Origin of the sequence: Wenxinia saemankumensis (assembly GCF_900141735.1) — a bacterium.
Lineage (GTDB): Bacteria > Pseudomonadota > Alphaproteobacteria > Rhodobacterales > Rhodobacteraceae > Wenxinia > Wenxinia saemankumensis.
In genome coordinates, this window is record NZ_FQYO01000001.1 from 486,072 (window position 1) to 512,638 (window position 26,567).

The window sequence follows — 26,567 nt, forward strand, 5'->3', positions numbered from 1 at the left end:
CCCGTTGCCCGGCCTCGCCACCAGCGCGCCGCATTGCGGCGACGACACGGCGGGACGGCCGCAATCGTCCACGCCCGCTCCACAACTCGGCCCGGTGGCCGTCTTAGGATTTCGTCAGGGTATGAGCCCTAGAAGACCGAGGTCGCCCGACCGAGGGCCGGATCCGCCGGGCCCGGGTCGCGCGGCCGATTACCTCAGGGCGGACCGATGGCCGAATATTTCGGGGGCAGCAGCAACGACACGCTTGTCGGCACGACCGGGCGGGACACGATCTCGGGCAATGCGGGCAACGACACGCTGGATGGCAGCGGCGACGACGACACGATCTACGGCGGCGACGGCAACGATGTCCTGCTCGGCGGGCCGGGCGCGGACAGCCTCGATGGGGGCGGCGGGGACGACGTGCTGCAGGGCGGTTCGGGAACCGACCGCCTGACCGCCGGCCCGGGCGCCGACACTCTCAATGGCGGCACCGATAACGACACGCTCTGGGGCGGTGCGGACGACGACCGGCTCTATGGCGGGGGCGCGGACGACACGGTCTTCGGCGGCACCGGGGCGGACACGCTGAGCGGCGGCGACGGGGCCGACCGGCTGCATGCGGGGGACGACGACGACACGCTCTACGGCGGGGCCGGGAACGATGCCCTCTTCGGCGAGGGCGGGCGCGACACGCTGCAGGGCGGGACCGGCGCGGACGTGATCGACGGCGGCCTCGGCAGCGACACCCTGTCCTATGCCAGTTCCGAGGCCGGGGTGAATGTCCGCCTCAGCGATGGCGGCCCCACGACGGGCGGTGGCGGCGATGCGGAAGGCGACACGATCAGCGGCATCGACAGCCTGCAGGGGTCGCAGTCCGGCGACATGCTGACCGGCTATGACGGCACCCATGACGGGGGCACGATCTCCAACTCCCTCGGCGGGATGGGCGGCGACGACACGATCGACGGCGCGGCGGGCAACGACCTGCTCAGCGGCGGCGCCGGATCCGACACGATCCAGGGCGGCGCCGATCACGACACGATCTACGGCGGCGGCGGGTCCGACCGGCTGGAGGGCGGGTCCGGCGCCGACACGATCGAGGGCGGCGGGGGCGCCGACACCATCCTCGGCGGCGATGGCGACGACGTGATCCACGGCGACGCGGCCGCCGGGGCCACCGCGGGCCCCTCGCACATGTCGTGGCTGGATTTCGGGCCGGCCGGAACCGACCTCGCCGCGGGCGGCACGATCGAGGCGGACGGCCTCTACATGCATGCCGTCTTCACCGATATGGGCGGCAATACCGGGGTCTCGATCTCGGACAACACGCAATATGTCGGCGCGGGCGAGCCCTTTGCCACGACCTCCTCGCTGCTGTTGCAGGGCGGTGCCGGCCCGGACATGCGCGCCGACCTCTACTTCGAGGCGACCGAGACCTCGGGCCTGCGCGACGCCGTATCGGGTCTGACCTTCCGCCTGAACGACGTCGACGTGGACGCGTGGCAGGACATCGTCACGGTCGAGGCCTGGGACGAGTTCGGCAATCCGCTGACCGTGACCCTCTCGCCCGGGGATCCGGTCAACGACACGGTCGCGGGCCAGACGGTCACGGCGGGCGGCGGGGCCAACACCGCGGCAGAGCTCGGCGGGTCGGTCCTCGTCAGCGTCTCCGGCGCGGTCCACCACCTGCGGATCAGCTATTCGAACGGCGGCGGCGGCGAGCAGGCGCTGTTGATCAGCGACCTGCACTACAGCTCGATGGTGCCGACCGCCTCGGACGATTCGATCGACGGCGGGGCGGGCAACGACCTCATCTACGGGGGGGCCGGGACAGACGGGATCTTCGGCGGCGACGGCAACGACACGATCCATGGCGGCGACGGCGACGACCGGATCGAATCCGGCGCGGGCGCGGACATCGTCTATGGCGGGGCGGGCAACGACGTCATCGACGACGCGGCGGGTACAGGGTCGAGCGGCAACGACCTCGTCCATGCCGGCAGCGGCGACGACCGGGTCCGGACGGGCGACGGCGGCGACACCCTGCACGGAGAGGCGGGTGCCGACCAGCTCTCCGGCGAGGGGGGCGACGACACGCTCTACGGCGGCGACGGGGCCGACGAGCTCTTCGGCGGCGAGGGCGACGACACGCTGTTCGGCGGGGCCGGCGCCGACCGGATGCTGGGCGATGCCGGCGCCGACCTGCTGACGGGCGGCGACGGCGACGACGTGCTCTTCGGCGGGGCCGGCAACGACACCCTCTCGGGCGGGCCCGGCAGCGATACGCTCTACGGCGGCGACGATGCGGACACCTTCGCCATCGACATGGGCGGCGGCTACGACGTCGTCGTCGGCGGCGAGGGCGGGATCGATGACGACCATCTCGACCTGACCGCAATCGACCTGTCCACCTACGGCCCCGGCATCGGGGTGACGCTGGTCGCCACCGGGAACGAGGCCGGGACCGGCGGCGTCATGGGCTATGACGGCGGCCGCTATTCCGAGATCGAGCGCTTCACCCTGACCGGCGGCAACGACAGCGCCGACTTCTCGGTCACGACGATCGGCACCTCGGTCGATGCCGGGGCGGGCAACGACACGCTGATCGGGGGCGGCGGCGACGACACGCTCACCGGCGGGGCGGGCGACGACCGGATCGTCCTGCGCGACGGGTTCGGCGACGACAGCCTCGACGGGGGCGCGGGCACCGACACGCTCGACGGCGGGTCCGTCACCGGGACCCTCACGGTGGTCTATTCCGCCGCCGGGGCGGGCACGCTGGCGGGCGGCGGCGACCTTCTGACCTTCGCCTCGATGGAGCGGCTCGTCACCGGCTCGGGGGGCGATACCGTGACGGGCTCGTCCGGAGGCGACCGGATCGAGACCGGGGCCGGGGCCGATGTGGTCTTCGGCGGCGGGGGCAACGACAGCGTCGACGGCGGGTCCGGGGACGACCTGCTGGACGGCGGCGACGGCAACGACACGCTCACCGGCGGTGCGGGCGCCGACACGCTGATCGGCGGGGCCGGGACCGACACGCTCTACGGCGGGGCCGATTCCGATACCTTCGCCCTGACGGACGGGTTCGGCACCGACATCATCCAGGGCGGCGAGCTCGGCGTCGATGTCGACACGATCGACGCCTCCGCCCTGACCTCGGGCACCACGGTCGTCTTCACCGGGGACGAGGCGGGGATCCTGACCGGGCTCGGCGGCGGGGCGACCAGCTTCAGCCAGATCGAGGCGCTGATCCTGACGGCGCAGCACGACACGCTCGACGCCTCGGCCGCGACCGCTTCTGTCACCGCCGATGCCGGCGCGGGCGACGACGCGCTGGCCGGCGGTGCGGGTGCCGACACGCTGAGCGGCGGGGACGGCGACGACACGCTCTCGGGCGGGGCGGGCGACGACAGCATGGCGGGCGGGGCCGGGAACGACCGGATGCAGGGCGGGGCCGGGGCCGACCGGCTGGAGGGCGGGCTGGGCGACGATACGCTGGAGGGCGGGCTGGGCGCCGACACGCTGAGCGGCGGGGCCGGCAACGACGACATCACCGTCGCTTCCGGCGACACCGTCTATGGCGGCGACGGCGACGACCATATCCGTCTCGCCGATCTCGGCGAGGCGCCGGGCGGGACGATCCACGTCTTTGGCGGCGAGGGCGGAGAGACCGGGGGCGACACGCTCGATCTCGGCACGCTCGCGGACCTGCGCACGCTGGTCTACACCAATGCCGATCCGGACGTGGGCGGGGGCCTTGCGGGCCACGTCTTCCTCGACGACGGCACGCGCCTCGACTTCGACGGGATCGAGACCGTCATCTGCTTCACCCCCGGCACGCGGCTGGCCACCGCGCGGGGCCTGCGCGACGTGGCCGATCTCGCCCCCGGCGACATGGTGGTCACCCGTGACCACGGGCTGCAGCCCGTGCGCTGGATCGGGCGCCGCCGCGTCTCCGGTGCCGGTCGCTTCGCCCCGATCGAGTTCGCGCCCCGCAGCCTGACCGGGCTGGAGCGGCGGATCCGGGTCTCGCCGCAGCACCGGATGCTGATCAACGGCCCCCGGGCCGAGCTGCTCTTCGGCGAGCGCGAGGTGCTGGCGGCGGCGACGCATCTCGTCGACGGGCGCGGCATCCGACAGGTCGCGGGGGGCGAGGTGGATTATGTCCACATCCTCTTCGACGCGCACGAGATCGTCTATGCCGAGGGCGCGGCGACCGAGAGCTTCCATCCCGGCGATGTCGGCCTGGCCTCGCTGGCCCCGGCCGCGCGGGAGGAGCTCTTCGCCCTCTTCCCCGAGCTGCGCGCCCTGCCCGCCGCCTATGGCGATACCGCGCGGCGCACGCTCAAGCGGCACGAGGCCCGGCTGGTGACGGCCTGACGGGCGGCCGGGTCGCCGGCCCCGGGGCGATCCGGCGGCCGGTTCCGGAGGAAGGGCGCGTCACGCGCGGAATGCCCGGCGGGCTTCGCGGTCCTCGGCCCCGCCCCGGACCCGCGGCGCCCGCCGTCTCCCGGGCCGCCCCCCCCCCGCGCGCCGGCGGGGGCCGCCGGCCGGCGCGTCAGGCGACCTCGGCCACCGGCACCGGGCGCCGCCCCTCGGCCCAGGCCGCGCAGGCCCGTCCGAAGGCGCCGAAGAGCACGCGGCTGACCGGGTCCATCCCGGCATTGTATTCGGGGTGCCACTGCACCGAGAGGGTGAAGCCCGGCGCGCCGCGGACATAGCTCGCCTCGGGCGTGCCGTCGGGCGCGTGGCCGTCGATCACCAGCCGCGGCCCCGCCACCTTGATCCCCTGCCCGTGCAGCGTGTTGGTCATCACCTCGCGCGCCCCCATCAGCCGGTGGAACGGCCCGCCCTCGGCGAAGGTCACGACATGGCGCAGGGCGAACTTCTCGTCGATCGTGCCGTCGGGCGGCATGCGGTGATTGTCCCGCCCCGGCAGGTCGCGGATCTCGGGATGGAGGGTCGAGCCCATCGCCACCGCCACCTCCTGGAAGCCGCGGCAGATCCCGAAGATCGGCTGCCCCCGCTCGACGCAGGCGCGGATCAGCGGCAGGGCCAGCCCGTCGCGCCCCCGGTCGAACGTGCCATGGGCCGGCGTCTCCTCCTCGCCGTATTCGCCGGGATGCACGTTCGGACGCCCCCCCGGCAGCAGGAAGCCGTCGCAGGCATCGAGCAGGTCGGCGAGCGGGACCGAGACCGGGTCGGCCGGCACGATCAGCGGCAGCCCGCCCGATACCTCGGCCACGGCGACGGAGTTCATCGCCCCCGCGGCCTGCGCCTCGTACTGGTCGTTGATCAGGTGGAAATTGCCGATGATGCCGATGACGGGCCGGGCCATGCGCCGCGTGCTCCTCTCGCAGGGGGACCGGAGACGAGCATAATCCCCCGCCGCCGCGGCGAAAAGCCCGCCCCCCGCACACCCGCCCTGCGGCGCGCGCGCCCCGGGCAGGCAGCCGCAGGCTGCCCGCGAAACGCGCGATCGAGGGCCCCGGGCGCCTCGGGAAAGAGCGAATGACCGATCCGGTCCGGGACCACGGGGGTCATGCGGCCCCCGGGCGTCCCCGCAGGGCGGCGGCGCGGCCCCGGTCCCGGCGGCAGGTGCCTCATCGTCTCCTCCCGCCGGGTCCCGGCGGGAAGGTCGCCGTGCACGAGGGGGACCGGCACCCCGTCTTCCGGCGCGGCGAAAGGACCGCGCGGGGGCGCCGTTCGGGCTGCTCTCGATGATCGTGGGGGGCCGGGGCGTACCGCCCGCCGTTTCCCCCGGCCCGCCTTCGGCCGCCACCGCCGCGAGCCGCCTTCCCTTCCTGCCCCCCCCCCCGGGAACGCCGCGCCCCCGCCCCCGCAGGGTCGCGTGCACGGCGGCGACCGGCCGCCCGGAAACCCTCCGCCACGGCACTCCCCCGGGATCACGCCGCGTCCCGCCCGTAACGGCGCGCCCCACTCCCTCCTTCGCAGGGTCTCAAATACCGCGGCGACCGGTCCGCAGGCGGGATGCCGGCCCGGCAGGCAGGCCCTCGCCGCGACCCACGGCCGTCCTATCCTTGCGCCATGCCCGTGCTGACCTTCACCGACCGGGGGATCCACTGCGAGGCCGGGGGCTTCTTCGTCGATCCCTGGCGCCCCGTCGACCGCGCCCTCATCACACACGGCCATTCCGACCATGCGCGGGACGGGATGGGGGCCTATCTCTCCACCGACATCGCCGCCCCGGTGATCCGCCAGCGGCTGGGAGAGGACATCCGGCTCGACACGATCCGCTATGGCGAGCGGCGACGCATCGGCGGCGTCACCGTCAGCTTCCACCCGGCCGGCCATGTCCCCGGCTCGGCCCAGATCCGGATCGAGCAGGACGGCGAGGTCTGGGTCGTCTCGGGCGATTACAAGACCGTGCCCGACGGTCTGAGCGAGCCTTTCGAACCTGTCCGCTGCCACGCCTTCATCACCGAATGCACCTTCGGGCTTCCGGTCTTCCGCTGGACCGACCCGGCCACGCTCAAGGCGCAGATGATGACCTGGTGGGAGGGGAACCGCGCGGCGGGCCGCGCCTCCATCCTCGGCGCCTATGCGCTGGGCAAGGCGCAGCGGCTGCTTACGGCGGTGGACCCGATCGGCCCGATCCTGACCCACGGCGCGGTCGAGAACGTGAACGAGGTACTGCGCGGACAGGGCATCGCCCTGCCGGACACGATTCGCGTCACGCCCGACATGGATCCCAAGGCCCATCCCGGCGCGCTCGTCCTCGCCACGCCGAGCGCGCTCGGCACGCCCTGGGCGCGGCGCTTCGGCGCGGCCTCGACCGCCTTCGCCAGCGGCTGGATGGCGCTGCGCGGGGTGCGGCGGCGGCGGGCGGCGGATCGGGGCTTCATCGTCTCGGACCACGCCGACTGGCCCGGCCTCAACGCCGCGATCCGCGAAACCGGGGCCGAGCGCATCTTCGTCACCCACGGCTACACGAGCCAGTTCCGCCGCTGGCTCGAGGGCGAGGGTTACGACGCGCAGATCGTCGCCACCGAATACGAGGGCGAAGGGCTGGAAGGCGGCGGCGAGGAGGAGGCGGCGTGACCGGCGGGCAGGATCGCCCCGCGACGGCCTGCGCCCCCGGCGCGGCTGCGGGGGGTCTCGGCGCGCCTCGGCCGGCGGAGAACGGGCGGATCGTGGCACCAGCCCGGCACCGGCCCCGCCGCCCGCACCGCGCCCGGATCGCCCACGGCGCCCGGAGGATTGCCGCGGCCACTCGCATGGGACGGACATACTCCCGCCGGGGGCTCCCGCAGGCCGGGACCGCGCCGGCCGCCGGGGGGCCGGCGCGATGAAGCGCTTCGAGGCCCTCTTCACCGCCGTGGACCAGACGACGAAGACCAACGTCAAGGTCGCGGCGCTGGCCGAGTATTTCCGCGCCGCCCCGCCCGAGGACAAGCTGTGGACCGTGGCGCTGTTCACCGGCCGCCGCCCCCGCCGCACCATCACCGCCTCCCGCCTGCGGGACTGGGCGGCCGAGCGGGCGGGGCTGCCGCTGTGGCTGTTCGAGGACAGCTATGCCGTCGTCGGCGATCTGGCCGAGACCATCGCCCTCATCCTGCCCCCCGCGGCGGAGGACAGCGACGAGAGCCTGTCCTGGTGGATCGGCGAGATCCGCCGCCTGTCGGCGCTGGACGAGGAGGCGCGCAAGGCCGGCATCCTCGCCGCCTGGGACCGGCTGGGGCCGACAGGGCGGCTCCTATTCACCAAGCTTCTGACGGGCGGCTTCCGGGTCGGCGTCTCGGCCAAGCTGGTGACGCGGGCGCTGGCGCAGGCGACGGGCACGCCCGAGCCCGAACTGCAGCACCGCCTGATGGGGGCGTGGACGCCCGGGAGCGTGACCTGGGAGAGCCTGATCGAGGAGCACGACCCGACCGCCGACGCCTCGCGCCCCTACCCCTTCTACCTCGCCTACCAACTCGACGAGCCCGGCGACCTCGGCGCCACGGCGGACTGGTTCGCCGAGCGCAAGTGGGACGGGATCCGCGGCCAGATCGTGCTGCGGGACGGCGAGCACTGGCTCTGGTCGCGGGGAGAGGAGCTGATGACCGACCGCTTCCCCGAATTCGCCCGGCTGCGCGACTACCTGCCCGCCGGCACGGTGATCGACGGCGAGGTGCTGGCCTTCGCTTCGGACGCCCCCCTGCCCTTCGCCCGGCTGCAGCCCCGGATCGGGCGCAAGACGGTTCCGAAGAAGCTTCTGGCGGAAGCGCCGGTGATCCTGATGGCCTACGACCTGCTGGAGGACGGGGGGCAGGACATCCGCGACCTGCCCTTCGCAGAGCGGCGCGCCCGGCTGGCCGCCCTGGTGGGGGCCCTGCCCCCCGAGGCCCCGATGCGCCTGTCGCCCGAGGTGCCGATCCGCGACCTGGACCACCTCGCCGAGGAGCGGGCCGCGAGCCGCGATCTCGGCGCCGAGGGGCTGATGCTGAAGCGGCGGGTCTCGCCCTACCTCGCGGGGCGCAAGCGGGGCGACTGGTGGAAGTGGAAGGTCGATCCCCTGACGATCGACGCGGTGATGATCTACGCGCAGGCCGGCTCGGGTCGGCGGGCGAACCTCTATACCGACTTCACCTTCGCCGTGCGGGACGGCGAGGAGTTCGTCCCCTTCACCAAGGCCTATAGCGGCCTTACTGATGCCGAGTTCCGCCAGATCACCGCCTGGGTCCGGCGCAACACGCTGCAGCGCTTCGGCCCCGTCCGGTCCGTCCCGGCGCAGCAGGTCTTCGAGATCGCGTTCGAGGGGATCCAGGCCTCGCCCCGGCACAAGTCGGGCGTCGCGCTGCGCTTTCCCCGGATGCTGCGCTGGCGCAAGGACAAGCCGGTGGCCGAGATCGCGACGATGGACGAGCTGAAGGAGATGCTGGCCGCCTATGGCTGAGGCTGCCCGCCTATGGCTGAGGCCGCCCGCCTGTGGCCGAGGCTGGCCGCCGGCGGCCGGGGGACTAGGTCGCAGGGCAGAATCACGAACCCGTGAAGGAAAGACATGAAGACCGCCCTGCGCTGGATCGTCGGCCTCGCGCTGGCGGGCCTGTCGATCGCCTCGCTCGTGCCGCTGCTCGAGACCAATGCCTGGTGGGCGCGGATGCTCGATTTCCCCCGGATGCAGGTGCTCGGCCTGCTGGTGGCGCTGGGGATCGTCTTCGCCGCGCTCGGCGGGTTCCGCCGGGCCGGGTTCGGGCTGTTCCTGCTGGTGCTGGCGGCGGTGATCTATCAGGGACGGGTGCTGTCGCCCTACACCCCGCTCGCGGCCAAGATGGACCCGGGCGGCGCGGCCTGCGGACCGGACGCGCGCCTGTCGGTGCTGGTCGCGAACGTGCAGAAATCGAACCGGCATGCCGAGGCGGTGCTGCAGATGGCGGCCGCGCAGGATTCCGACGTGCTGGTCCTGCTCGAGACGTCGGAATGGTGGAACGGGGCCCTCGCCCCGCTCGACGACCGCTATGCGCACCATGTGCAGGCGATGCCGGAGCAGGCGGAATATTTCGGGATGCACGTCTTCTCGCGATTCGAGTTGAGCGAGGCCGAGATGCGGATCCCCTTCAACACCGACACGCCGCTCTTCGCCGGCACGCTGCGGCACCCGGCGGGGGACATCCGCCTCTTCGGCATCCATCCCCGCCCCCCGCAGAGCTTCGACCAGGGGACGACGATGCGCGACGCGACCCTGCTGGAGGCGGCGATCGAGGCGGCGGACGATCCCCGGCCCGCCATCCTCGCCGGCGACTGGAACGCCACCCCGTGGGAGCGGACGGCGCAGCGCGCGATGCGCCTCGGCCGGCTGGCGGATCCGCGCGTCGGGCGCGGGCCGCTCCTGTCCTTCGACGCCAATTCCTGGTGGATCAAGTGGCCGCTCGACCAGATCCTCTGGCAGGAGGGGCTGTCCCTCGCCACCTTCCAGGTGCTGCCCGGGATCGGCGCGGATCACTACCCGGTCCGTGCCGATCTCTGCGTCGGCGGCGGCACCGGGCTGCGGCTGGTCCCCCCGCGCGAGGACGACATCGAGGAGGCGCGAACCTCGATCGCAGCGGCCCGGCCGATGCCCGACGACGCGGTACGCGGACCGATGGCGGACGAGTGAGGCGCGCCGGCGGTTGAGCCGGGCGGCCGGCGGACCTATGTCTGCCGGCACCGCAGACAGGAGCGCCAGATGACCCTCGCCACCCGCCACCGCCCGCTCCACGATGCCGCGACCGGCGGCGGCAAGGATCTGGGCGACCTGCCCGAATGGGACCTGACGGATCTCTACGACTCGCCCGACGCCGCCGAGCTGAAGCGCGATCTCGACTGGCTGGAAGAGGCCTGCCGCGAATTCGCCGAGGCCTTCGAGGGCAAGCTGGCCGGGCTCCACGCCGAGGGGCTGCTCGACGCCGTCCACCGCTACGAGAAGATCGACGTGGTCGCGGGGCGGATCATGTCCTATGCGGGCCTGCGCTACTACCAGGCGACGACCGACGCCGCGCGCGCCAAGTTCCTGTCCGATTGCCAGGACCGGATCACCAACTTCACCACGCCCCTCGTCTTCTGGAGCCTGGAATTCAACCGGCTGGAGGACGAGCACCTCGACCGGCTGCTGCACCAGAGCCAGGAATTGATGCGCTACAAGCCGGTCTTCGACCGGATGCGCGCGATGAAGCCCTACCAGCTGTCGGACGAGTTGGAGCGGTTCCTGCACGACCAGTCCACGGTCGGTGCGACCGCCTGGAACAAGCTGTTCGACGAGACGATCGCGGGCCTCACCTTCGAGGTGGAGGGAGAGGGCGACGATCTGGGAATCGAGAGCGTGCTCGACCTGCTGACCGAGCCCGAGCGCGAGCGGCGCGAGGCGGCGGTGCATGCCTTGTCCAAGGTCTTCGGCGAGAACATCCGCACCTTCGCCCGCGTGCACAACACGCTGGCCAAGGAGAAGGAGATCGAGGACCGCTGGCGCGGCATGCCCACCCCGCAGACCGGACGGCACCTCGCCAATCATGTCGAGCCCGAGGTGGTCGAGGCTTTGCGCGACGCGGTGGTGAACGCCTATCCGCGCCTCTCGCACCGCTACTACGCGCTGAAGGCGAAGTGGATGGGGCTGGACCGGATGCAGGTCTGGGACCGCAACGCTCCCCTGCCGATGGAGACGAAGCGCATCGTCGGCTGGGACGAGGCGCGGGCCACGGTGCTGGACGCCTATGCCGGCTTCTCGCCGAAGATGGCGGATCTGGCGGAGCCGTTCTTCGATCGCGGCTGGATCGACGCGGCCGTGAAGCCGGGCAAGGCGCCCGGCGCCTTCGCCCATCCCACGGTGAGCGAGGTGCATCCCTACGTCCTGCTGAACTACCTCGGCAAGCCGCGGGACGTGATGACGCTGGCCCACGAGCTGGGCCACGGGGTGCACCAGCGCCTCGCCGCGGATCAGGGAGAGCTGCTGTCCTCGACCCCGCTGACGCTGGCCGAGACGGCGAGCGTCTTCGGCGAGATGCTGACCTTCAAGGCGCTGCTGGCGAAGACCACGGACCCCAGGGAGCGCAAGGTGCTGCTGGCCGGCAAGGTCGAGGACATGATCAACACGGTGGTCCGGCAGATCGCCTTCTACGATTTCGAGTGCAAGCTGCACGATGCGCGCCGCTCCGGCGAGCTCACGCCCGAGGACATCAACGCGCTGTGGATGTCCGTGCAGGGCGAGAGCCTCGGTCCCGTCTTCGACTTCGCGGAGGGGTACGAGACCTTCTGGGCCTATATCCCGCATTTCGTCCACTCGCCCTTCTACGTCTATGCCTATGCCTTCGGCGACGGCCTCGTGAACGCGCTCTACGCCGCCTACGAGGAATCGGGCGAAGCCGGCGCGGGGGACTTCCAGGACAAGTACTTCGCGATGCTGCGCGCCGGCGGGTCCAAGCACCACAAGGAGCTGCTCGCCCCCTTCGGCCTCGACGCCTCCGATCCCGCCTTCTGGGAGAAGGGCCTCGGCATGATCGAGGGCTTCATCGACGAGCTCGAGGCGATGGAGGGATGATCCGGCTGCGCCGGGGATCGGAGGCCGATCACCCGGCGCTGCTGACGCTCCGGTCCGGTCCGGGACAGGAGCGGTTCGCGGGCCGCTTCGCCGACTGGCCAGAGGCGGCCCGCGACCCCCGCTACCTGCACGTGATCGAGAGGCAGGGGCGTATCGTCGGGCTGTTCCGGATCGACCCCGCCTTCGATGCGCGGGTGCCGGGACTGCCGGCGGGGGCGCACGGGGTGCGCGGGCTGCTGATCGACGCAGCCAGCCAGGGAACCGGGATCGGAACGGCCGTCATGGAAGGCCTGCCGGCGCATCTGCGCGCCTGCCATCCCGGGCTCCGCCTGGTCTGGCTGACGGTGGATCACGACAATCCGGGCGCGCGCCGCCTCTACGAGCGGACGGGCTGGGTGCGGCACCTGCCGGATTTCGCCGGAACGGACGGTCCCGAGCACGTCTTCCGGCGGGAGCTCGGGTCGGCCTAGGCCATCATCGCCTTCAGCACCTCGGCATTGCTCTCGGCCTCCTCGTCTTCCTTGCGGGCGGGGGCGGGATAGGCGCGGGACCAGATGCCCTGCTCCACGCAGTCGAGCATGAAGCCGGCAAGGTCGGCGTGGCGGGTGCGGATCAGCCCTTCGGCGATCTCCCCCTCCTGCACGACGAGGCCGCCGGTCTTCTCGCCCGCCATCAGCCAGCCCGGGCGGACCGCGGTCCAATCGAGCGGAGAGGCGGCCAGCATGCGCTCCATCTCCTCCATCTGCTCGAGGACGTTGTGCAGGGCCGGGGCCGTGCCGAGGCGGAAGAGCAGCGGGCCGCGGTCGTTGGCGGCGACGAAGGTCGCCGAGATGACGACGATGCGCGACACGCCCGCCCCCTGCATCGCCTGAACGATCCGCTCGGTCCCCGTCGAGTAGAGCGGCGGCGGGTCGATGAGGGTGGCGATCGCGTTGCCGACCCCCAGACACGAGATCACGGCCGACGCGCCGTACATGACTCTGGTCAGGTCGTCCTCAAGCACGTTGGCGTCCACCTGGACGGCCCCCTCCGGCAGGGCATCGTCGCCCCCCAGATCGACGCCGACCATCTCGTAACCGCGGGCGACGCCCTGCTTCAGGACCTCCTTCCCGGTGGTTCCTGTGGCGCCGAAGACGACGATGCGGGCGGGCGGGGCGATGGGGGCTGTCTGTGTCATGATGCGCGAACGCCGCTGGTGCCCCATCGTTCCCGGCTGCGGCAGCCTGTCGCCTATTTGCCCTCGGCGGCCGCGAAGACCGCGTCGATCATCGCCTGCGAGCCCCGGCTGAACTCCAGCGGACAAACATAGGACGCCCCCTCGCGGATCGCCTTGCAGGCGGCTTCGACCTGCAGCACGTACTGGTTCACGCCCGGCCAGCGCCAGGTCGTGACCTCCTGCCCGATCTCCATGTGAAGCTGCGCCTCGCCGTAGCTACCGGCATTGAAGGGCGCGGTCAGCCGCAGCGTGCCTTCGGCCCCGTGGAACACCATTTCCTGCCGCATGGCCATTCGCATCGAGACGTAGGCATCGGCCCTGAAACCCGGGAAGGCGGCGGCGAAATGCACCGTCGCGTCGATCCCGCCCTCGCGCCGCACCTCGGCATGAAGGATGCGGTCCGGCTCTGCCCCGGTGGCGAAGCGCAGGCCCCCGACGACGTAGACGCCGATATCCCCCATCGCCCCGCCCGCCGCGTCCGCCCGGTTGCGGATATTGGCGGGGTCGGGATTGTTGAACGAGAAGGCGGCCGTGATCTGGCGCAGCTCACCCAGCATTCCGCCGGCCACGATCTCCCGCGCCTTTGTCCATTGCGGATGGTGCACGACCATGAAGCCTTCGGCGGCGAAGAGGCCGGTCTCGTCGCGCAGGCCGATCAGGCGGTCGATCTCCTCCGCCCGCTGGGCGAGCGGCTTCTCGACGAGGACATGCTTGCCCGCGCGCAGCGCCCGCTCAGCCCATTCGACATGCAGGTGGTTCGGCAAGGGGATGTAGACCGCCTCGACCGCGTCCGAGGCAAGCAGCGCCTCGTAGCTTGGCAAATGCGCGATGCCGGGGGCGAAGGCGGCGAAGCCCGCGGCCTTTTCGGCGGAGGAGGAGGCGATGGCGACCAGCTCGGCCCCCCGCGCCCCGTGGATGGCGGGGCCCATGGCGCCGCGGGCGAAATCGCTGGCGCCGAGGATGCCCCAGCGGACGGAATCCGTCATCGTGTCGCCCCCTCATGGTCCGGCCCCCCCACAGACCAAGGCGCGGGCGCGCGGTCAACCGCGCCTTGGTCCGGCGCCGCCCTGCCCTAGCTGGCAGGCCACGCGCAGGAGGAGCCCCATGAGCAAGCTGCAGGTGCAGGGCGTGCACCACATCACCATCGTCGGCGCCGACCGGCAGACGAGCATCGATTTCTGGGAAGGCACGCTCGGCATGCCCTTCGTCTTAGAGCAGCCCAATCTCGACGCCCCGGATCAGAGTCACCTCTATTTCGATCCCGGCGACGGCCGGCTGATCACCGTCTTCTGCCACGAGGAGACGGTGCCGCAGGGCCGCCGCGCCCCCACCGATCCCGGCTGCCTGCATCACCTTGCCTTCACGGTGTCGAACGTGACCTTCCGCCAGGTGGCGGAACGGCTGGATGCCAGGGGGATCCGCCATTCGGGGCCGAAGGATCGGGGCTTCATGGATTCGATCTACTTCAAGGACCCGCTCGGCATGCTGATCGAACTGGCGAGCTACCGGTTCGAGCCGCCGGCGGGTCACAGCCATGCCGACGTGCTGCACGTCGCGCACAAGGTTCGGGTGGCGGCAGGCGACGACCATATCGAGCCGAAACACCTCGCCGCGGCGATCGAACGGCTCTGCGCCCGGCGGCCCACCCTGTCGGAGGAGGAATGATGGGACAGCTGGACGGACAGATCGCGCTGGTGACGGGCGCCTCGCGCGGGATCGGGGTCGCCCTGGCCGAGGCCTTCGCGGGCGCCGGGGCGCAGGTCGTGGGCCTGTCGCGCAGCGAGGCGGACCTGAAGTCGGCCCTGTCGGACGTGGCGGGCCCGGATGGGCGACGGGCGAGCTGGGTCGCGGCGGACCTGACGGACTGGGATGCGGTGCGGGGCGCGGTCGCCGGGATCGAGGAGCGACATGGCCGGATCGACCTGCTCTTCGCCAATGCCGGCAGGTTCGAGAGCCTGGCCGGCCTTCGCGAGGCCGATCCGGGCGAATGGTGGCGGGACGTGACCGTCAACCTGCTCGGCACGATGCAGATCGTCAGGGCCGTGCTGCCGGGCATGATCGACCGCCGCTCCGGCACCATCGTGACGATGAATGGCGGCCGCCCGCGCGGCGGCTCGGCCTATGCCGCGTCGAAGGCCGGGATCGTGCAGCTGACCGAGACGCTGGCCGAGGAATTGCGGTTCGAGAAGGTCGAGGGCGTGCGGGTGCTCTGCGCCAATCCCGGCCTCAACGAGACCGACATGACCCGCCTGCAGCGCGACAGCGGGTCCGGCCATCGCTGGATCCCGGAAGTGGGCGACATGCTGAGGGACGGCCGCGTCCGGCAACCGCGAGAGATCGCGGAACGGACATTGCAGATCCTGACGCAGGCCACCCCCGCCGATAACGGGCGGCTCTACGATCCCGACGGCTGGGTCTGATCGGCGCCCGGGCAGCGATGCCCGGGTTTCTCGCCTTTCGTCCCCACGCCGCCGCATTTCGGCCACAAAGTCCGGCAAGCAAAGGGCGTGGGTTGGGTTAAGAGGTAAACGTATGATTATGAATCCGGACGTGAAGACCAGTTTCGGCTTCATGGCCGGCGTGACATCCGCGATCGCGCTGTTCTGCGCCGCGGGTGTGACCGGCGCCTACATCTTTACGAGACTCGCCACGGACGTGGAGGAACGCCGCCTCGCGGCCGCCGTCGCGCAGGCCTGCGGCGCGGATCTGGACCCGCAGAACGCCCGTGCCGGTCAAGGCATCGCGGCCCCGCAGGATCCGGCCACCGGACAGCCGGCCGAAACCGGCTGCATGTCCGCCCTCATGGCCTTCAACGACTACAAGTTCGGCGTGCCGCTGCCATACGAGGTGCGGGAGTAGCTGAACACCGGGCCGCGGCCGACCCCTGCCGGGGCCGGCGCGGTCTCAGGCGGGTTCGGTCATGCCCCGCTCGCGCGCGAGATCCTGCATCCGCTTCTGCAGCTTCTCGAAGGCGCGCACCTCGATCTGGCGGATCCGTTCGCGGCTGACGTCGTAGACCGAGGACAGATCCTCCAGGGTCACCGTCTCGTCCGAGAGGCGGCGACGCATGAGGATGTCCTTCTCGCGCTCGTTCAGGACCTCCATCGCCTCGGCCAGCATCTCGCGCCGGTTCTCGAGTTCGTCGCGCTCGGCATAATCCTCGGCCTGATTGGCGCTGTCGTCCTCGAGCCAGTCCTGCCACTGGGTCGTGCTGTCGCCCTCGCCCCCGCCGCCGATCATCGCGTTCAGCGAGGCGTCGCCGCCCGAGAGACGGCGGTTCATCGAGATCACCTCGTCCTCGGTCACGCCGAGGTCGTTCGCGATCTGCGCGACGTTCTCGGGGCGCAGGTCACCCTCCTCGAGGGCGCCGATCCGGGCCTTGGCCTTGCGCAGGTTGAAGAAGAGCTTCTTCTGCGCCGAGGTGGTACCGAGCTTCACCAGGCTCCACGAGCGCAGGATGTATTCCTGGATCGAGGCGCGGATCCACCACATCGCGTAGGTGGCGAGGCGAAAGCCCTTCTCGGGATCGAAGCGCTTGACCGCCTGCATCAGGCCGACATTCGCCTCGGAGATGACCTCCGCCTGCGGCAGGCCGTAGCCGCGATAGCCCATCGCGATCTTGGCCGCGAGGCGCAGGTGGGACGTGACCATCTTGTGCGCGGCCTCGCGGTCCTCGTCCTCGACCCAGCGCTTGGCCAGCATGTATTCCTCTTCCGGCTCCAGCAGGGGGAACTTGCGGATCTCCTGCATGTAGCGGTTCAGCCCCTGTTCCGGGGACGGGGCCGGAAGGTTCGCGTAACTCGCCATTCGATGCCCTCCTTGCGGGTTGCCGATGTTAATCGGCGTTACATATCATATGGGACGGACCGGACGGCCCATCAAGGTCGGCTGATGCGTCGCTTGGATAACAGCGCCGCGTTGACGTTTCTCTGACAGGAAATGAACGTGTGTGCAGCCGCGTTCCGTCGCACGCTGCCTGTGCGGGCGCGCATGGCGCGGGCGCAGGGCGGACCGCGCCCCGTGGCTCAACGGAGCCGGGCCCTGCGAGCGATATGGAGGCGCCGTCGCCCGGATTCAAGACTGCGTGATGTCGCCCCGCAGAGCCGCAAGCAACGCCGAAAGGTCCCCCGGCAGCGGCGCCTCGAAGCGCATCGCCTCGCCCGTCGCGGGATGGACGAATCCCAGCGTCGCCGCGTGCAGGGCCTGCCGGGGAAAGGCGGCGGCCGCTTCGGCCCCCGGCGCCCCCGACGGCATCCGCCGCCGGCCGCCATAGACCGGATCGCCGATCAGCGCGTGGCCCGCATGGGCGAGGTGCACCCGGATCTGGTGCGTCCGCCCGGTCTCGAGCCAGCAATCCAGCAAGGCGGCGCCCGCGTATCCCTCGACCACCTGTGCCCGCGTCACCGCGTGCCGCCCCTCGTCGAAGCTGACCGCCTGTCTCTGGCGGTCGGTCCGGTGGCGACCGAGCAGCGACTGCACCTTCATCACGCCCCCCGCCTCGAACCCGACGCCCCGCACGCCGCGCAGGCGCGGATCGCCCGCATCCGGCACGCCGTGGCAGATCGCGCGGTAATGCCGTTCGACGCTGTGATCCTTGAACTGCGCGGCGAGGCTGGCATGGGCGCGATCCGTCTTGGCGGCGACCAGCAGACCCGAGGTGTCCTTGTCGATCCGGTGGACGATGCCCGGCCGCCGCTCTCCGCCCACGCCCGAGAGCGTGTCGCCGCAATGGTGGATCAGCGCGTTGACCAGCGTGCCGTCCGGCGAGCCGGGCGCGGGATGCACGACCATCCCGGCCGGCTTGTCGACGACGATCAGCTCGTCATCCTCCCAGATCACGGAGAGGGGAATCGCCTCGCCCACCATGTGGCTCTCGGCGGCTTCGGGCACGTCGATGGCGATCTCGGCCCCCTCGGCCACCGGCGCCTTCGCCTCGGTGACGATGACGCCGTCCACACGAACCGCCCCCTCCGCCAGCAGCCGGGCGAGGCGCGAACGCGAGAGCGCGGCCTCCTCTGGCACATCGCGGGCGAGTGCCTTATCGAGCCGGGCGGGCGGCTCGGCCCCGATGCGATAGGTGACGCGTGCCATGACGGACGATCCCGAGGAGCTGAGGGTCCCGCCCGAGCTGCGCTGGCTGAAGCGCCTCGTCCAGACCCTGACATTGGTGATGATCGCGGGCTTCGTAGTCCTGATCGCGGCGCTTGTCATCCGCCTGAACGAGGATCCGCCCCCTCTCGCGCCCGAGACGCTGGCACTGCCGGAGGGTGCGCGGGCGATCGCGTATACGGAAGGTGACGGCTGGGTCGCGGTGGTGACCGATGGGGACGAGATCCTGATCTACGACCGCGACACGGGCGCGCTGCGCCAGACGGTGACGCTCGAGCGGTAGACCTGTCGCGCGCAATTCGGGGTCACACGCATTTCGGGGAAGTGGTACCGCCTCCCCGGCTTGAACGGGGGACCTCTGGATCCACAATCCAGCGCTCTAACCAACTGAGCTAAGGCGGCACTGGCGCGCCTCCTACCGTCTCCCCGGGGACGGATCAAGACCCGGGCGGCGGGAAAAGCGCTTGACGTCAGACCGCCCCCCTGCCCTGCCTGCCGCATGAGCCCGCGCCTGCGCCCCGCCCGCCCCGAGGACGACGACTGGATCCTGTCCGAGCATCGCCGCCACTATGCCGAGGTGGAGGGGTTCGACGCGGGATTCGGCGCCGCCGTCGCCTCCGCCCTCGCCGACTTCCGCGCCGCGCCGCAGGCGGCGCGACAGGCGGCCTGGCTGGCGGTGGAAGGCACCGCGCGGCTCGGCTGCCTGTTCTGCACCGAGGCCGGACCGGACACGGCGCGGCTGCGCCTCTTCTACGTGGCGCCCGCCGCGCGGGGGACCGGACTGGCCGGCGACTTGCTCGATGCGGCGGAGCGGTTCGCGGCGGGGGCCGGCTTCGCCCGGCTCGCCGTGTCGACCTACAGCGCCCACGCGGCGGCCTGCGCGCTCTATGCGCGGCGGGGCATGGCGGTCACGGCCCGGACGCCGGAGAGGGCCTTCGGCCGCGACCTCGTCCGGCTCGACTTCGCCGCCATGCTGGACGCGCCGCCGGCGGGCCGCTAGATCGCCGGTCGAGGCCGCGAGGGCCGGACGAGAGGCGAGGCCATGGGCATCAACACCGAGCGCGACATCGAGGCGAACCTGCAGATCGGCCCGACCGATCAGGGCATGGTGCGCCTGTTCATCGAGGGCAGCGGCATCGAGATCCCGATGGATTTCGAGCCCGACGAGGCGCTGGAGATCGCCGAGGAGATCCGCGCCGCGGCCGAGGCGGCGGCCGACATGGCCTCCGGCGGAAAAGGCGGCAAGGGCGGCAAGCGCCGCCGCTAGGGCCCTACCAGCCCAGCCGCGCCCCCGGATCGCGCAGCGCCTGCGCCCGGAGCGCGGCATGCCGGGCGAATTTCTGCGTCACCGTCTTGCGCCGCGCACCGGCCAGCTTCGTCTCCGGACCCAGGCGCAGGATCTCGGCGTCGTATCCGTCCGCGACGATCAGCCCCGTCTCGGCCGGCAGCAGCTCCGACGGAAAGGCCTCGTCGACCGCCCAGAAGAAGCGGTCGCACCATTCGAGATAGCCCTGCCACTTGCGATCCGAGGTATAATCGGCGCGGCTCGACTTGCACTCGATGACCCAGACCTCCCCCTTCGGACCCAGGGCCATCACATCGACCCGCAGGCCCTGCACGGGCGTCAGCTCCTCGACCGTGACGAAGCCGTGCGACAGCAGGTGCCGGCAGACCCCCCGCGCGAGGACCTGTCCCGGCCGCGGCTCTGGCTGATCGGCGGCGAGGCAGAGGAGGGCCTCGGCCAGGGCATCCGACGGAGCCGGAGCGCGGTCGTCCGGGCCGTCATGGGCAAAGGGATCGTGGCGATCGTCGGGCATGGCTCAAGGTTGAACGTAAGGTGAACAAGCGTCAAGCCCGCCCTCGCGCGCCGGTGATCGTCGATCCGTCCCTTCCGGCCCTTGCCGGCCCGGGGTGCCGCCCCTAACTTGCGCAGTGGCGGGCTGCTGCTCTTCGCGTGAAACGGGTCAATTCCGGTGGCCTTAATCAACTCCGAGGGAGCCGGCTCTTGCGAGACCCTGGTTTCGTAACCTGGCGCCCACCTGTGCAAACAGGTCCTCGGGAATTCAACCCCACGGTCGCGGCGGGGCCCGCCACTTCCTTTTTCTCGGGGCGCCCCACCGGCCTTCTGATGAAGGCGCGTGGCACGAACGCCGCCAACGGCTGGCGGCGGGACGCGCCAACCCCGCCCGCTCCACTTGGCGCCAGGAACTGGCGGGCTCGGATTTGCGAGCTGTATTGCGACAGAGTGGAAAACGCCGAAAGGCGGCCGGTCGGGACCGCCAATCCCGCGCGTCCTCGAGAGGCGGCTACAATCACATCCCGGCCTCGAGCAGCCCGAGGGGCGGCAGCTCGACAGGAACCGGCCTCAAGCAGCCCGAAGGGCGGTAGGCCAACAGGAACCGGCCTCAAGCAGCCCGAGGGGCGGTAGGCCGACCCCGAGATGGTGCCCCCAGAGAGACTCGAACTCCCGACCCCCTGATTACAAATCAGGTGCTCTACCAGCTGAGCTATAGGGGCACGCCTCCCCCGATCTGCCGCAAAGCGGGGGCGCGCGCAAGCGTCAGGCGGCGGCCTCGGCCACGCCGCGCAGCCGCTCGACCATCGCCCGCACCCCGTTCGACCGCTGCGCCGAGAGATGCGCGTCGAGGCCGAGCCGTGCGAGTTCGGCCCGCGCGTCGATCCCGGGGACCTGGTCGACCGGCACACCGGCATAGAGCGCGTGGAGGATGGCGATCAGCCCGCGCACGATCATCGCGTCGGACGTGCCGGCGAAGTCGAACCGCCCCTCCGCCACCTCGGGCACCAGCCAGACCTGGCTCGCGCAGCCGTTCACCTTCGTCGCCGGCACCTTCAGCGCGTCGTCGAGATCGGGGAAGTCGCGGCCTAGCTCGATCACGTGGCGGTAGCGGTCCTCCCAGTCGTCCAGGAAGTCGAAGGTCTCGACGATCTCCTCGAAGGCCTCGGTCGCCATGGCGCGTCTCCCCGTTGTCGGTGCGTCCGCGATGTAGGCAGCGGCCCCGCCGAGGTCCAGCCCGGCTTTCCTCGCGCCCCCGGCTGGGCTAGCCATGGGCGGACGATGCGGACGGACGGAGGAAGCGCAGTGAAACCGATGATCCTGGCCCTGGCGGCGGGCCTCGCGCTGGCGGGCTGCGGCCGCCTGTCCTTCCTCAACCCGGTCGGCTGGTTCGGCGCGGCGAGCGAGGCGGCCCCGACCGGCCCGCGCCGTCCGCTGCTGCCGCAGGGGCGCGCCGCGATCCCCGATCCGCGCCAGCCTGTCGCGCAGGTGACCGGGCTGGCGCTTGAGCCCGTGCCGGACGGCGCGATCCTGCGGGCCGAGGGTCTGGCCGCGGGGGGCGGGTATTACAATGCCGAACTGCGCCGGCGCGGCGCGGCAGGCGGCGTGCTCGTCTTCGATCTGGTGGCCGCGCCCCCGCCGGCACCGGTCGGCGGGGCCGCCCAGCGGCTGAGCGTGGCCGAGACGCTGAGCGCGACCGATCTCGCCGGGATCCGGCAGGTCCGGGTCGAGGGCGCGGCCAACGCGCTGGTCGTCGCGCGCTAGCCCTCGATCCGGGTCAGATCCGCGACCCGGCCGACGATGATGCGGATCCGGTTCAGCAGGTTGAGCCGGTTGCGGCGCAGGATGTCGTTCTCGGCATTGACCTGCACCGCCTCGAAGAAGGCGTCGATCGGCCCGCGCAGCCCGGCCATGGCCTCCATCGCGGCGGCGAAATCCTCGCGCTCCATCGCCGGGGCGATCCGCGCCTCGGCCGCGTCGAGCGCGGCGAAAAGGGCCTTCTCCTCGTCGCTCTCGGCGAACTTGAGGTCGGGGCCGAAGCTGTATTCGACGCCGTCCTTCTCCTCGGCCTGGGCGAGGATGTTGTTCGCCCGCTTGAACCCCTGGACGAGGTTCGTGCCGTCCTCGGTCCCCATCACGGCCTGAAGCGACTCGGCCCGCCGGACCAGCAGGGTCAGGTCGTCCGCGCCCGGCATGGCGAGGCAGGCGTCGATCACGTCGTGCCGGATGCCCCGCTCGCGCAGGTGCACCTTGAGCCGGTCGTGGAAGAAGGAGAGGAGGTCCGCCGCGTCCGCCTCGCCGTTCGCCAGCGTGAAGATCCCGCCCAGCGACAGCCGCAGCCCGTTCGACAGCAACAGCCGGATCGCCCCGAGCGCGGCGCGGCGCAGGGCGAAGGGGTCCTTCGACCCGGTCGGCTTCTCGTCCACCGCCCAGAAGCCCGCCAGCGTGTCGATCTTGTCCGCCAGCGCCACGGCGACGCTGACCGGGGCGGTGGGCACCTCGTCCGAGGGGCCGAGCGGGGCGTAATGCTCCTCCGCCGCCGCCGCGACCTCGGCCGGCAGGCCCGCCGCCCCGGCATAGTAGCGGCCCATCAGGCCCTGGAGTTCGGGAAACTCGCCCACCATCTCGGAGCGCAGGTCGAGCTTCGCCACCTCCGCCGCCTGCCGGGCGAGGCCCGGATCCGCCCCCACCATCGGCGCGATCGTCTCGGCCAGCGCGGCGACGCGCGCGACCTTGTCCGCCTGGCTGCCCAGCCGGTTGTGAAAGGTGACGTCCCGGTTCGCGGCGGCCCAGGCGCCCATGCCGGCCTTCGCCTCCGCCAGATCGCGCTCCCAGAAGAAGCGCGCGTCCGACAGCCGCGCCGCCAGCACCTTGCCGTTCCCGGCGAGGATCGTCGCGCCGTCGTCGGCGGTCTCGATATTGGCGACGGTGACGAAGCCCTCGATCCGCCCGGTGCCCGGATTGCGCACCGAGAAGAACTTCTGGTGCTCCTTCATCGAGGTCCGCAGCACCTCGGGCGGCAGCGAGAGGAAATCCTCGCCGATCGGGCCCATCAGGACGACGGGCCATTCGACCAGCCCCGCCACCTCGGCCAGGAGGCCCCGGTCCTCGACCACCTCCAGCCCCCGGGCGAAGGCCATGTTGGTCGCGTCGTGCCAGATCGCCTCTTCCCGCTCGCCCGGGCGCAGCATGACCTTCGCGCGCTTCAGCTTCGCCTCGTAATCGTCGAAGGAGGTGACGGAAAACGGCTCCGGCGCCATGAACCGGTGGCCGCGCGTGGCGTTGCCCGCGCGCAGGCCCTCGACCTCCACCGGCACGATTTCCGCGCCGTCGTCCCCGACCAGCAGGCAGAGGATGGAGTGCAGCGGCCGCACCCAGCGCAGCGACGAGGTGCCCCAGCGCATGGATTTCGGCCAGGGGAAGCGGCGGATCGTCCCCTCCAGCACCTCGGCCACGATCCCGGCGGCGTCGCGGCCGGGCGTCTCGATCACCGCGAAATAGGCCTCGCCCTTGCCCGCCGCGCGGATCTCCAGCCGGTCCCGCGTCAGGCCGGTGGACCGCAGGAAGCCCTCCACCGCCTTGTCCGGGGCCGTGGTCGCGGGGCCCTTGCGCTCCTCCCGCGTGGCCTGGCTCCGCGCGCTCAGTCCCTCGACGGAGAGGGCCAGCCGGCGGGGCGTGGCGAAGGCGGCGGCCGAGGCATAGGTCAGCCCCGCCTCGACGAGCCCGTCCGTTATCATCTTCTTCAGGTCGGCGGCCGCCCGCGCCTGCATCCGGGCCGGGATTTCCTCGGAGAAGAGCTCGATCAGAAGGTCCGGCATGGCTGCCCCCGGGATGTCAGACTTGAGGTGCCGGGACCGATAGTGGAGTGCGGGAGGGGCGACAAGGCCGGGGGAGCCGAACCGCCCTGCCCCCTTATCTTGCCGCAAGTACTCCGGGGGGAGCTGCCGGAGGCAGCGGGGGGCAGAGCCCCCCTCCCTCCTGTCCGGGATGGGACTGCCTCGGCGGACAGCCCGTCAGAGCGCGCCTTCCGCCTTGGCCTTGGCCTTGGCCTTCTGCGCCATCGTCATCACGTCGTCGCCGGCGGCCCGCGGCACCACCCGGTAGGCGGCCTCGAGCATGTTGTAGACCGCGTAGCAGACCATGCCGAGCGCGACGATTCCGAGCAGGACCTGCCCGTAGGGCTGCGAGCGGATCGTGGCGAAGGCCTCGCCGAAGCCGCCCGCCTGCTCGGGATCGTGGTTGATCGCGGCGAAGAGGACGAAGAGGCCGACCAGCGCCAGCACTCCGCCGAAGGAGATCAGCCCGGCCTTGGCCAGCGGGGTCAGCTTCTCCATCCGGGGGGTCGCGCGCATGTACTTGCGGAACTTCTCCTTCCAGCCCTTGTGGATGTAGAAGAGTCCCGCGCCGATCACGATCAGCCCGACCGCGCCGACCAGCCACACCCCGAAGGGCAGCGACATCAGTCGCGACGTCCAGTGCTCGGCCTGCGCGTCGCCGCCCGATCCGCCCGAGCCGCCGAGGGCCATCCGGATCGCCGAAAGGCCGAGCGCGAAGTGGATGGCGCCGGTCACGACCTGGCCGATCCGCGCGATCGTGCCCTCGCCGTCATGGCCCCGGTCCTCGAGATCCATGCCCGCGCAGAAGAAGCGCCAGACGGCGTACATCCACAGGCCGATCCCGACGATCCAGAGCAGGAAGATCCCGAAGGGCATGGCGCGCAACTGCTCCAGCGCGCCGGACTGCCCCTCGGCCTGGCCCCCCGAGAAGGCGGCCGACAGGGCGAGGCCGCCGACGATGAGATAGACGACCGCGCGGGCGCTGTAGCCCGCCCGCATCATGGGGACGACCCAGCCGGGCGCTTGGGTATCGGACATCGCGGCGATCACTCCGTCGTGAGGGTTTCGCCGGCCCAACGCGACGCGGGCGCGCCCCGTTCCGCTAGCGGAATTCCTCGGGCGCCTCGGGGCAGCCTTCGGGGGGCAGCTCGCCGTCGAAGACGGCGGTGCCGCATTCGTTGATCTGGGTCCACATCCAGCCCCGCCCGTCCGGCGCCAGGGCCAGGATCCGGTCGATCCCGTAGGGGGCGTTGCGCCGCGCGATCCAGGCCTGGGCCTGCCCTGCCTCGAGCGCGGGGCCGATCTCCTCGGCGTCGAAGCAGTCGAACCAGCCCGGCGCGATCAGGGGCACCGCATCCTCCGCCGGCACCGCCCAGGCGAGGTCGTCCGCGCGGATGCCGGTGTCGAAGCAGGCGCGGAACCGGATCGGCGAGCTGTCGCTGTCGATGCCCTGGAAGCCGGAGACCGCGATCTCGCGCGGCTCGCCCGTCACGCGGTCGAGGGCGGTCACGCCGCCCGCCTCCGCGAGGCTCACCTCGTCGTAATAGGCGTAGACCTGAGCGTAGTAGAGCCCGCCCCCGACGAGGAGCGAGGCGACGACGATCATGATGACGGCGAGGCGGGCGGTCATGCCGCCTCCGTCGCCCCGGCGGCGGCGGTGGTCACGAAGGCGTCGGCGCACATCTTCGCCAGCGCGCGGACCCGGCCGATATAGGCCTGCCGCTCGGTGACCGAGATCACGCCGCGCGCGTCGAGCAGGTTGAAGAGGTGACTGGCCTTGATGCACTGGTCGTAGGCGGGATGGGCCATGACGATGCGCTTGCCCGTCCGGGGGTCTGTCGCCGGAACGGCCAGGAGGCGCGCGCATTCGGCCTCGGCATCCTCGAAATGGCGCAGCAGCGCGTCGGTGCTGGCCGCGTCGAAGTTGTGGCGGGAATATTCCTCCTCCGTCTGGCGGAAGACGTCGCCATAGGTCAGCGGGATCGGCGCATCCGGATCGTTGAACGGCATGTCCATGACGTGATCGACGCCGAGGACGTACATCGCCAGCCGCTCCAGCCCGTAGGTGAGCTCACCCGAGACCGGGGCGCAGTCATGGCCGCCGACCTGCTGGAAATAGGTGAACTGGCTCACCTCCATCCCGTCGCACCAGACCTCCCATCCCAGGCCCCAGGCGCCGAGCGTGGGGCTTTCCCAGTCGTCCTCGACGAAGCGGATGTCGTGCAGGGCGGCGTCGATGCCGATCGCCGCGAGGCTGCCGAGATAGAGCTCCTGCAGGTCCGGCGGGCTCGGTTTGATGATGACCTGGTACTGGTAGTAATGCTGCAGCCGGTTGGGGTTCTCGCCGTAGCGCCCGTCCGTGGGGCGGCGCGAGGGCTGGACATAGGCCGCCGCCCAGGGCCGCGCGCCGAGCGAGCGCAGCGTGGTCGCCGGATGGAAGGTGCCGGCCCCGACCTCCATGTCGTAGGGCTGCAGCACGGCGCAGCCCTGGCCGGCCCAGTAGGCCTGCAGCCGCAGGATGATCTCCTGGAAGGAACGGGGCGTGTCGGCCATGGCGTGTCTCCGGGTCGGCGCAGGCGGGTCTGCCGGCATCGCCGCGTCGATAGCCCCCGCCCC

The 26,567-nt window shown here is 71.6% G+C and carries 24 protein-coding genes and 2 tRNA genes; 13 read left to right on the forward strand and 13 right to left on the reverse strand.

The genetic code is table 11. The features are described from left to right. The first annotated feature begins 207 nt into the window (after positions 1 to 207). Positions 208 to 4,362 (forward strand): Hint domain-containing protein, encoded by a 4,155-nt coding sequence (locus BUE30_RS17440; RefSeq protein WP_073326205.1) that lies wholly within the window; start codon positions 208 to 210, stop codon positions 4,360 to 4,362. A gap of 178 nt (positions 4,363 to 4,540) precedes the next feature. Here the strand turns inward: BUE30_RS17440 and BUE30_RS02205 are convergent, their stop codons facing one another. Next, a complete protein-coding gene (locus BUE30_RS02205) occupies positions 4,541 to 5,320 on the reverse strand; it encodes a gamma-glutamyl-gamma-aminobutyrate hydrolase family protein (RefSeq protein WP_073326206.1) in 780 nt (259 codons plus the stop codon). A 710-nt stretch (positions 5,321 to 6,030) separates the two neighbouring features. Between BUE30_RS02205 and BUE30_RS02210 the strand changes: the two genes are divergently transcribed. The 5 genes from BUE30_RS02210 (at position 6,031) to BUE30_RS02230 (ending at position 12,465) form a co-directional block, all read left to right on the forward strand. After that, complete coding sequence (locus BUE30_RS02210; RefSeq protein ID WP_073326207.1) at positions 6,031 to 7,044, forward strand: ligase-associated DNA damage response exonuclease; 1,014 nt, start codon at positions 6,031 to 6,033, stop codon at positions 7,042 to 7,044. Positions 7,045 to 7,291: 247 nt separating this feature from the next. Next, positions 7,292 to 8,881, forward strand: a complete 1,590-nt coding sequence (locus BUE30_RS02215) for an ATP-dependent DNA ligase (protein ID WP_073326208.1) — start codon at positions 7,292 to 7,294, stop codon at positions 8,879 to 8,881. Between the two features lie 105 nt (positions 8,882 to 8,986). Then, the gene (locus tag BUE30_RS02220; protein WP_073326209.1) at positions 8,987 to 10,081 is read left to right on the forward strand and encodes an endonuclease/exonuclease/phosphatase family protein; all 1,095 of its coding nucleotides are present in this window, start codon (positions 8,987 to 8,989) and stop codon (positions 10,079 to 10,081) included. A 69-nt stretch (positions 10,082 to 10,150) separates the two neighbouring features. Next, positions 10,151 to 11,995 carry a M3 family oligoendopeptidase gene (locus tag BUE30_RS02225; RefSeq protein ID WP_073326210.1) on the forward strand — a complete coding sequence of 615 codons (1,845 nt, stop codon included), beginning with the start codon at positions 10,151 to 10,153 and terminating at the stop codon, positions 11,993 to 11,995. Next, positions 11,992 to 12,465 (forward strand): GNAT family N-acetyltransferase, encoded by a 474-nt coding sequence (locus tag BUE30_RS02230; protein WP_073326211.1) that lies wholly within the window; start codon positions 11,992 to 11,994, stop codon positions 12,463 to 12,465. Before BUE30_RS02225 ends, BUE30_RS02230 begins: the two co-directional genes overlap by 4 nt. Here BUE30_RS02230 and BUE30_RS02235 read toward each other — a convergent pair. Next, positions 12,462 to 13,172: an NAD(P)-dependent oxidoreductase gene (locus BUE30_RS02235; protein WP_073326212.1), complete on the reverse strand. Its 711-nt coding sequence runs from the start codon at positions 13,170 to 13,172 to the stop codon at positions 12,462 to 12,464. The two genes, BUE30_RS02230 and BUE30_RS02235, sit on opposite strands and share 4 nt — an antisense overlap. Before the next feature lie 53 nt (positions 13,173 to 13,225). After that, positions 13,226 to 14,197 carry a Gfo/Idh/MocA family protein gene (locus BUE30_RS02240; protein ID WP_073326213.1) on the reverse strand — a complete coding sequence of 324 codons (972 nt, stop codon included), beginning with the start codon at positions 14,195 to 14,197 and terminating at the stop codon, positions 13,226 to 13,228. Between the two features lie 118 nt (positions 14,198 to 14,315). Here BUE30_RS02240 and BUE30_RS02245 point away from each other — a divergent pair, with 118 nt between their 5' ends. The 3 genes from BUE30_RS02245 to BUE30_RS02255 all read left to right on the forward strand — a co-directional run bounded on the left by BUE30_RS02245 (position 14,316) and on the right by BUE30_RS02255 (position 16,070). Beyond that, the gene (locus BUE30_RS02245; RefSeq protein ID WP_073326214.1) at positions 14,316 to 14,876 is read left to right on the forward strand and encodes a VOC family protein; all 561 of its coding nucleotides are present in this window, start codon (positions 14,316 to 14,318) and stop codon (positions 14,874 to 14,876) included. Beyond that, positions 14,876 to 15,631 (forward strand): SDR family NAD(P)-dependent oxidoreductase, encoded by a 756-nt coding sequence (locus tag BUE30_RS02250; RefSeq protein ID WP_073326215.1) that lies wholly within the window; start codon positions 14,876 to 14,878, stop codon positions 15,629 to 15,631. The genes BUE30_RS02245 and BUE30_RS02250 overlap by 1 nt, the downstream gene beginning before the upstream one ends. A 112-nt stretch (positions 15,632 to 15,743) precedes the next feature. Continuing rightward, positions 15,744 to 16,070, forward strand: coding sequence for a hypothetical protein (locus tag BUE30_RS02255; RefSeq protein ID WP_139300445.1), 327 nt, complete (start codon positions 15,744 to 15,746; stop codon positions 16,068 to 16,070). Positions 16,071 to 16,115: 45 nt separating this feature from the next. Here the strand turns inward: BUE30_RS02255 and rpoH are convergent, their stop codons facing one another. After that, positions 16,116 to 17,018 carry an RNA polymerase sigma factor RpoH gene (gene rpoH, locus BUE30_RS02260; protein WP_073326217.1) on the reverse strand — a complete coding sequence of 301 codons (903 nt, stop codon included), beginning with the start codon at positions 17,016 to 17,018 and terminating at the stop codon, positions 16,116 to 16,118. 267 nt (positions 17,019 to 17,285) lie between these two features. Further along, positions 17,286 to 18,302, reverse strand: coding sequence for an RluA family pseudouridine synthase (locus tag BUE30_RS02265; protein ID WP_073326218.1), 1,017 nt, complete (start codon positions 18,300 to 18,302; stop codon positions 17,286 to 17,288). On the opposite strand from BUE30_RS02265, the gene BUE30_RS02270 reads away from it, so the two are divergent. After that, positions 18,301 to 18,603: a DUF6476 family protein gene (locus BUE30_RS02270; protein ID WP_073326219.1), complete on the forward strand. Its 303-nt coding sequence runs from the start codon at positions 18,301 to 18,303 to the stop codon at positions 18,601 to 18,603. The genes BUE30_RS02265 and BUE30_RS02270 overlap by 2 nt on opposite strands. Positions 18,604 to 18,645: 42 nt before the next feature. Here BUE30_RS02270 and BUE30_RS02275 read toward each other — a convergent pair. Then, a tRNA-His gene (locus tag BUE30_RS02275) sits at positions 18,646 to 18,722 on the reverse strand. A gap of 97 nt (positions 18,723 to 18,819) precedes the next feature. Between BUE30_RS02275 and BUE30_RS02280 the strand changes: the two genes are divergently transcribed. Continuing rightward, entirely contained in the window at positions 18,820 to 19,320 is a 501-nt protein-coding gene (locus BUE30_RS02280; RefSeq protein ID WP_073326220.1) for a GNAT family N-acetyltransferase, read from the forward strand. A gap of 42 nt (positions 19,321 to 19,362) precedes the next feature. Then, entirely contained in the window at positions 19,363 to 19,587 is a 225-nt protein-coding gene (locus BUE30_RS02285; RefSeq protein WP_073326221.1) for a DUF6324 family protein, read from the forward strand. A gap of 4 nt (positions 19,588 to 19,591) precedes the next feature. On the opposite strand, the gene BUE30_RS02290 is transcribed toward BUE30_RS02285, so the two are convergent. From BUE30_RS02290 to BUE30_RS02300, 3 genes are all read right to left on the reverse strand, one after another. Further along, positions 19,592 to 20,137, reverse strand: a complete 546-nt coding sequence (locus BUE30_RS02290; RefSeq protein ID WP_083601024.1) for an MmcB family DNA repair protein — start codon at positions 20,135 to 20,137, stop codon at positions 19,592 to 19,594. Between the two features lie 624 nt (positions 20,138 to 20,761). Beyond that, positions 20,762 to 20,837: transfer RNA gene (locus BUE30_RS02295), tRNA-Thr, on the reverse strand. 43 nt (positions 20,838 to 20,880) lie between these two features. Continuing rightward, positions 20,881 to 21,291: a SufE family protein gene (locus tag BUE30_RS02300; protein WP_073326222.1), complete on the reverse strand. Its 411-nt coding sequence runs from the start codon at positions 21,289 to 21,291 to the stop codon at positions 20,881 to 20,883. 129 nt (positions 21,292 to 21,420) lie between these two features. Here BUE30_RS02300 and BUE30_RS02305 point away from each other — a divergent pair, with 129 nt between their 5' ends. Further along, on the forward strand, positions 21,421 to 21,879 hold the full coding sequence (locus BUE30_RS02305; RefSeq protein WP_139300446.1) for a hypothetical protein: 459 nt from the start codon (positions 21,421 to 21,423) through the stop codon (positions 21,877 to 21,879). Here the strand turns inward: BUE30_RS02305 and glyS are convergent. The 4 genes from glyS to BUE30_RS02325 form a co-directional block, all read right to left on the reverse strand. Beyond that, on the reverse strand, positions 21,876 to 23,933 hold the full coding sequence (glyS, locus tag BUE30_RS02310) for a glycine--tRNA ligase subunit beta (protein WP_073326224.1): 2,058 nt from the start codon (positions 23,931 to 23,933) through the stop codon (positions 21,876 to 21,878). The two genes, BUE30_RS02305 and glyS, sit on opposite strands and share 4 nt — an antisense overlap. Positions 23,934 to 24,128: 195 nt before the next feature. Beyond that, complete coding sequence (locus tag BUE30_RS02315) at positions 24,129 to 24,989, reverse strand: DUF1206 domain-containing protein (protein WP_073326519.1); 861 nt, start codon at positions 24,987 to 24,989, stop codon at positions 24,129 to 24,131. Between the two features lie 64 nt (positions 24,990 to 25,053). Then, positions 25,054 to 25,581 (reverse strand): DUF6446 family protein, encoded by a 528-nt coding sequence (locus tag BUE30_RS02320; RefSeq protein ID WP_073326225.1) that lies wholly within the window; start codon positions 25,579 to 25,581, stop codon positions 25,054 to 25,056. Beyond that, entirely contained in the window at positions 25,578 to 26,504 is a 927-nt protein-coding gene (locus BUE30_RS02325; RefSeq protein WP_073326226.1) for a glycine--tRNA ligase subunit alpha, read from the reverse strand. The genes BUE30_RS02320 and BUE30_RS02325 overlap by 4 nt, the downstream gene beginning before the upstream one ends. Between the last annotated feature and the right edge of the window lie 63 nt (positions 26,505 to 26,567).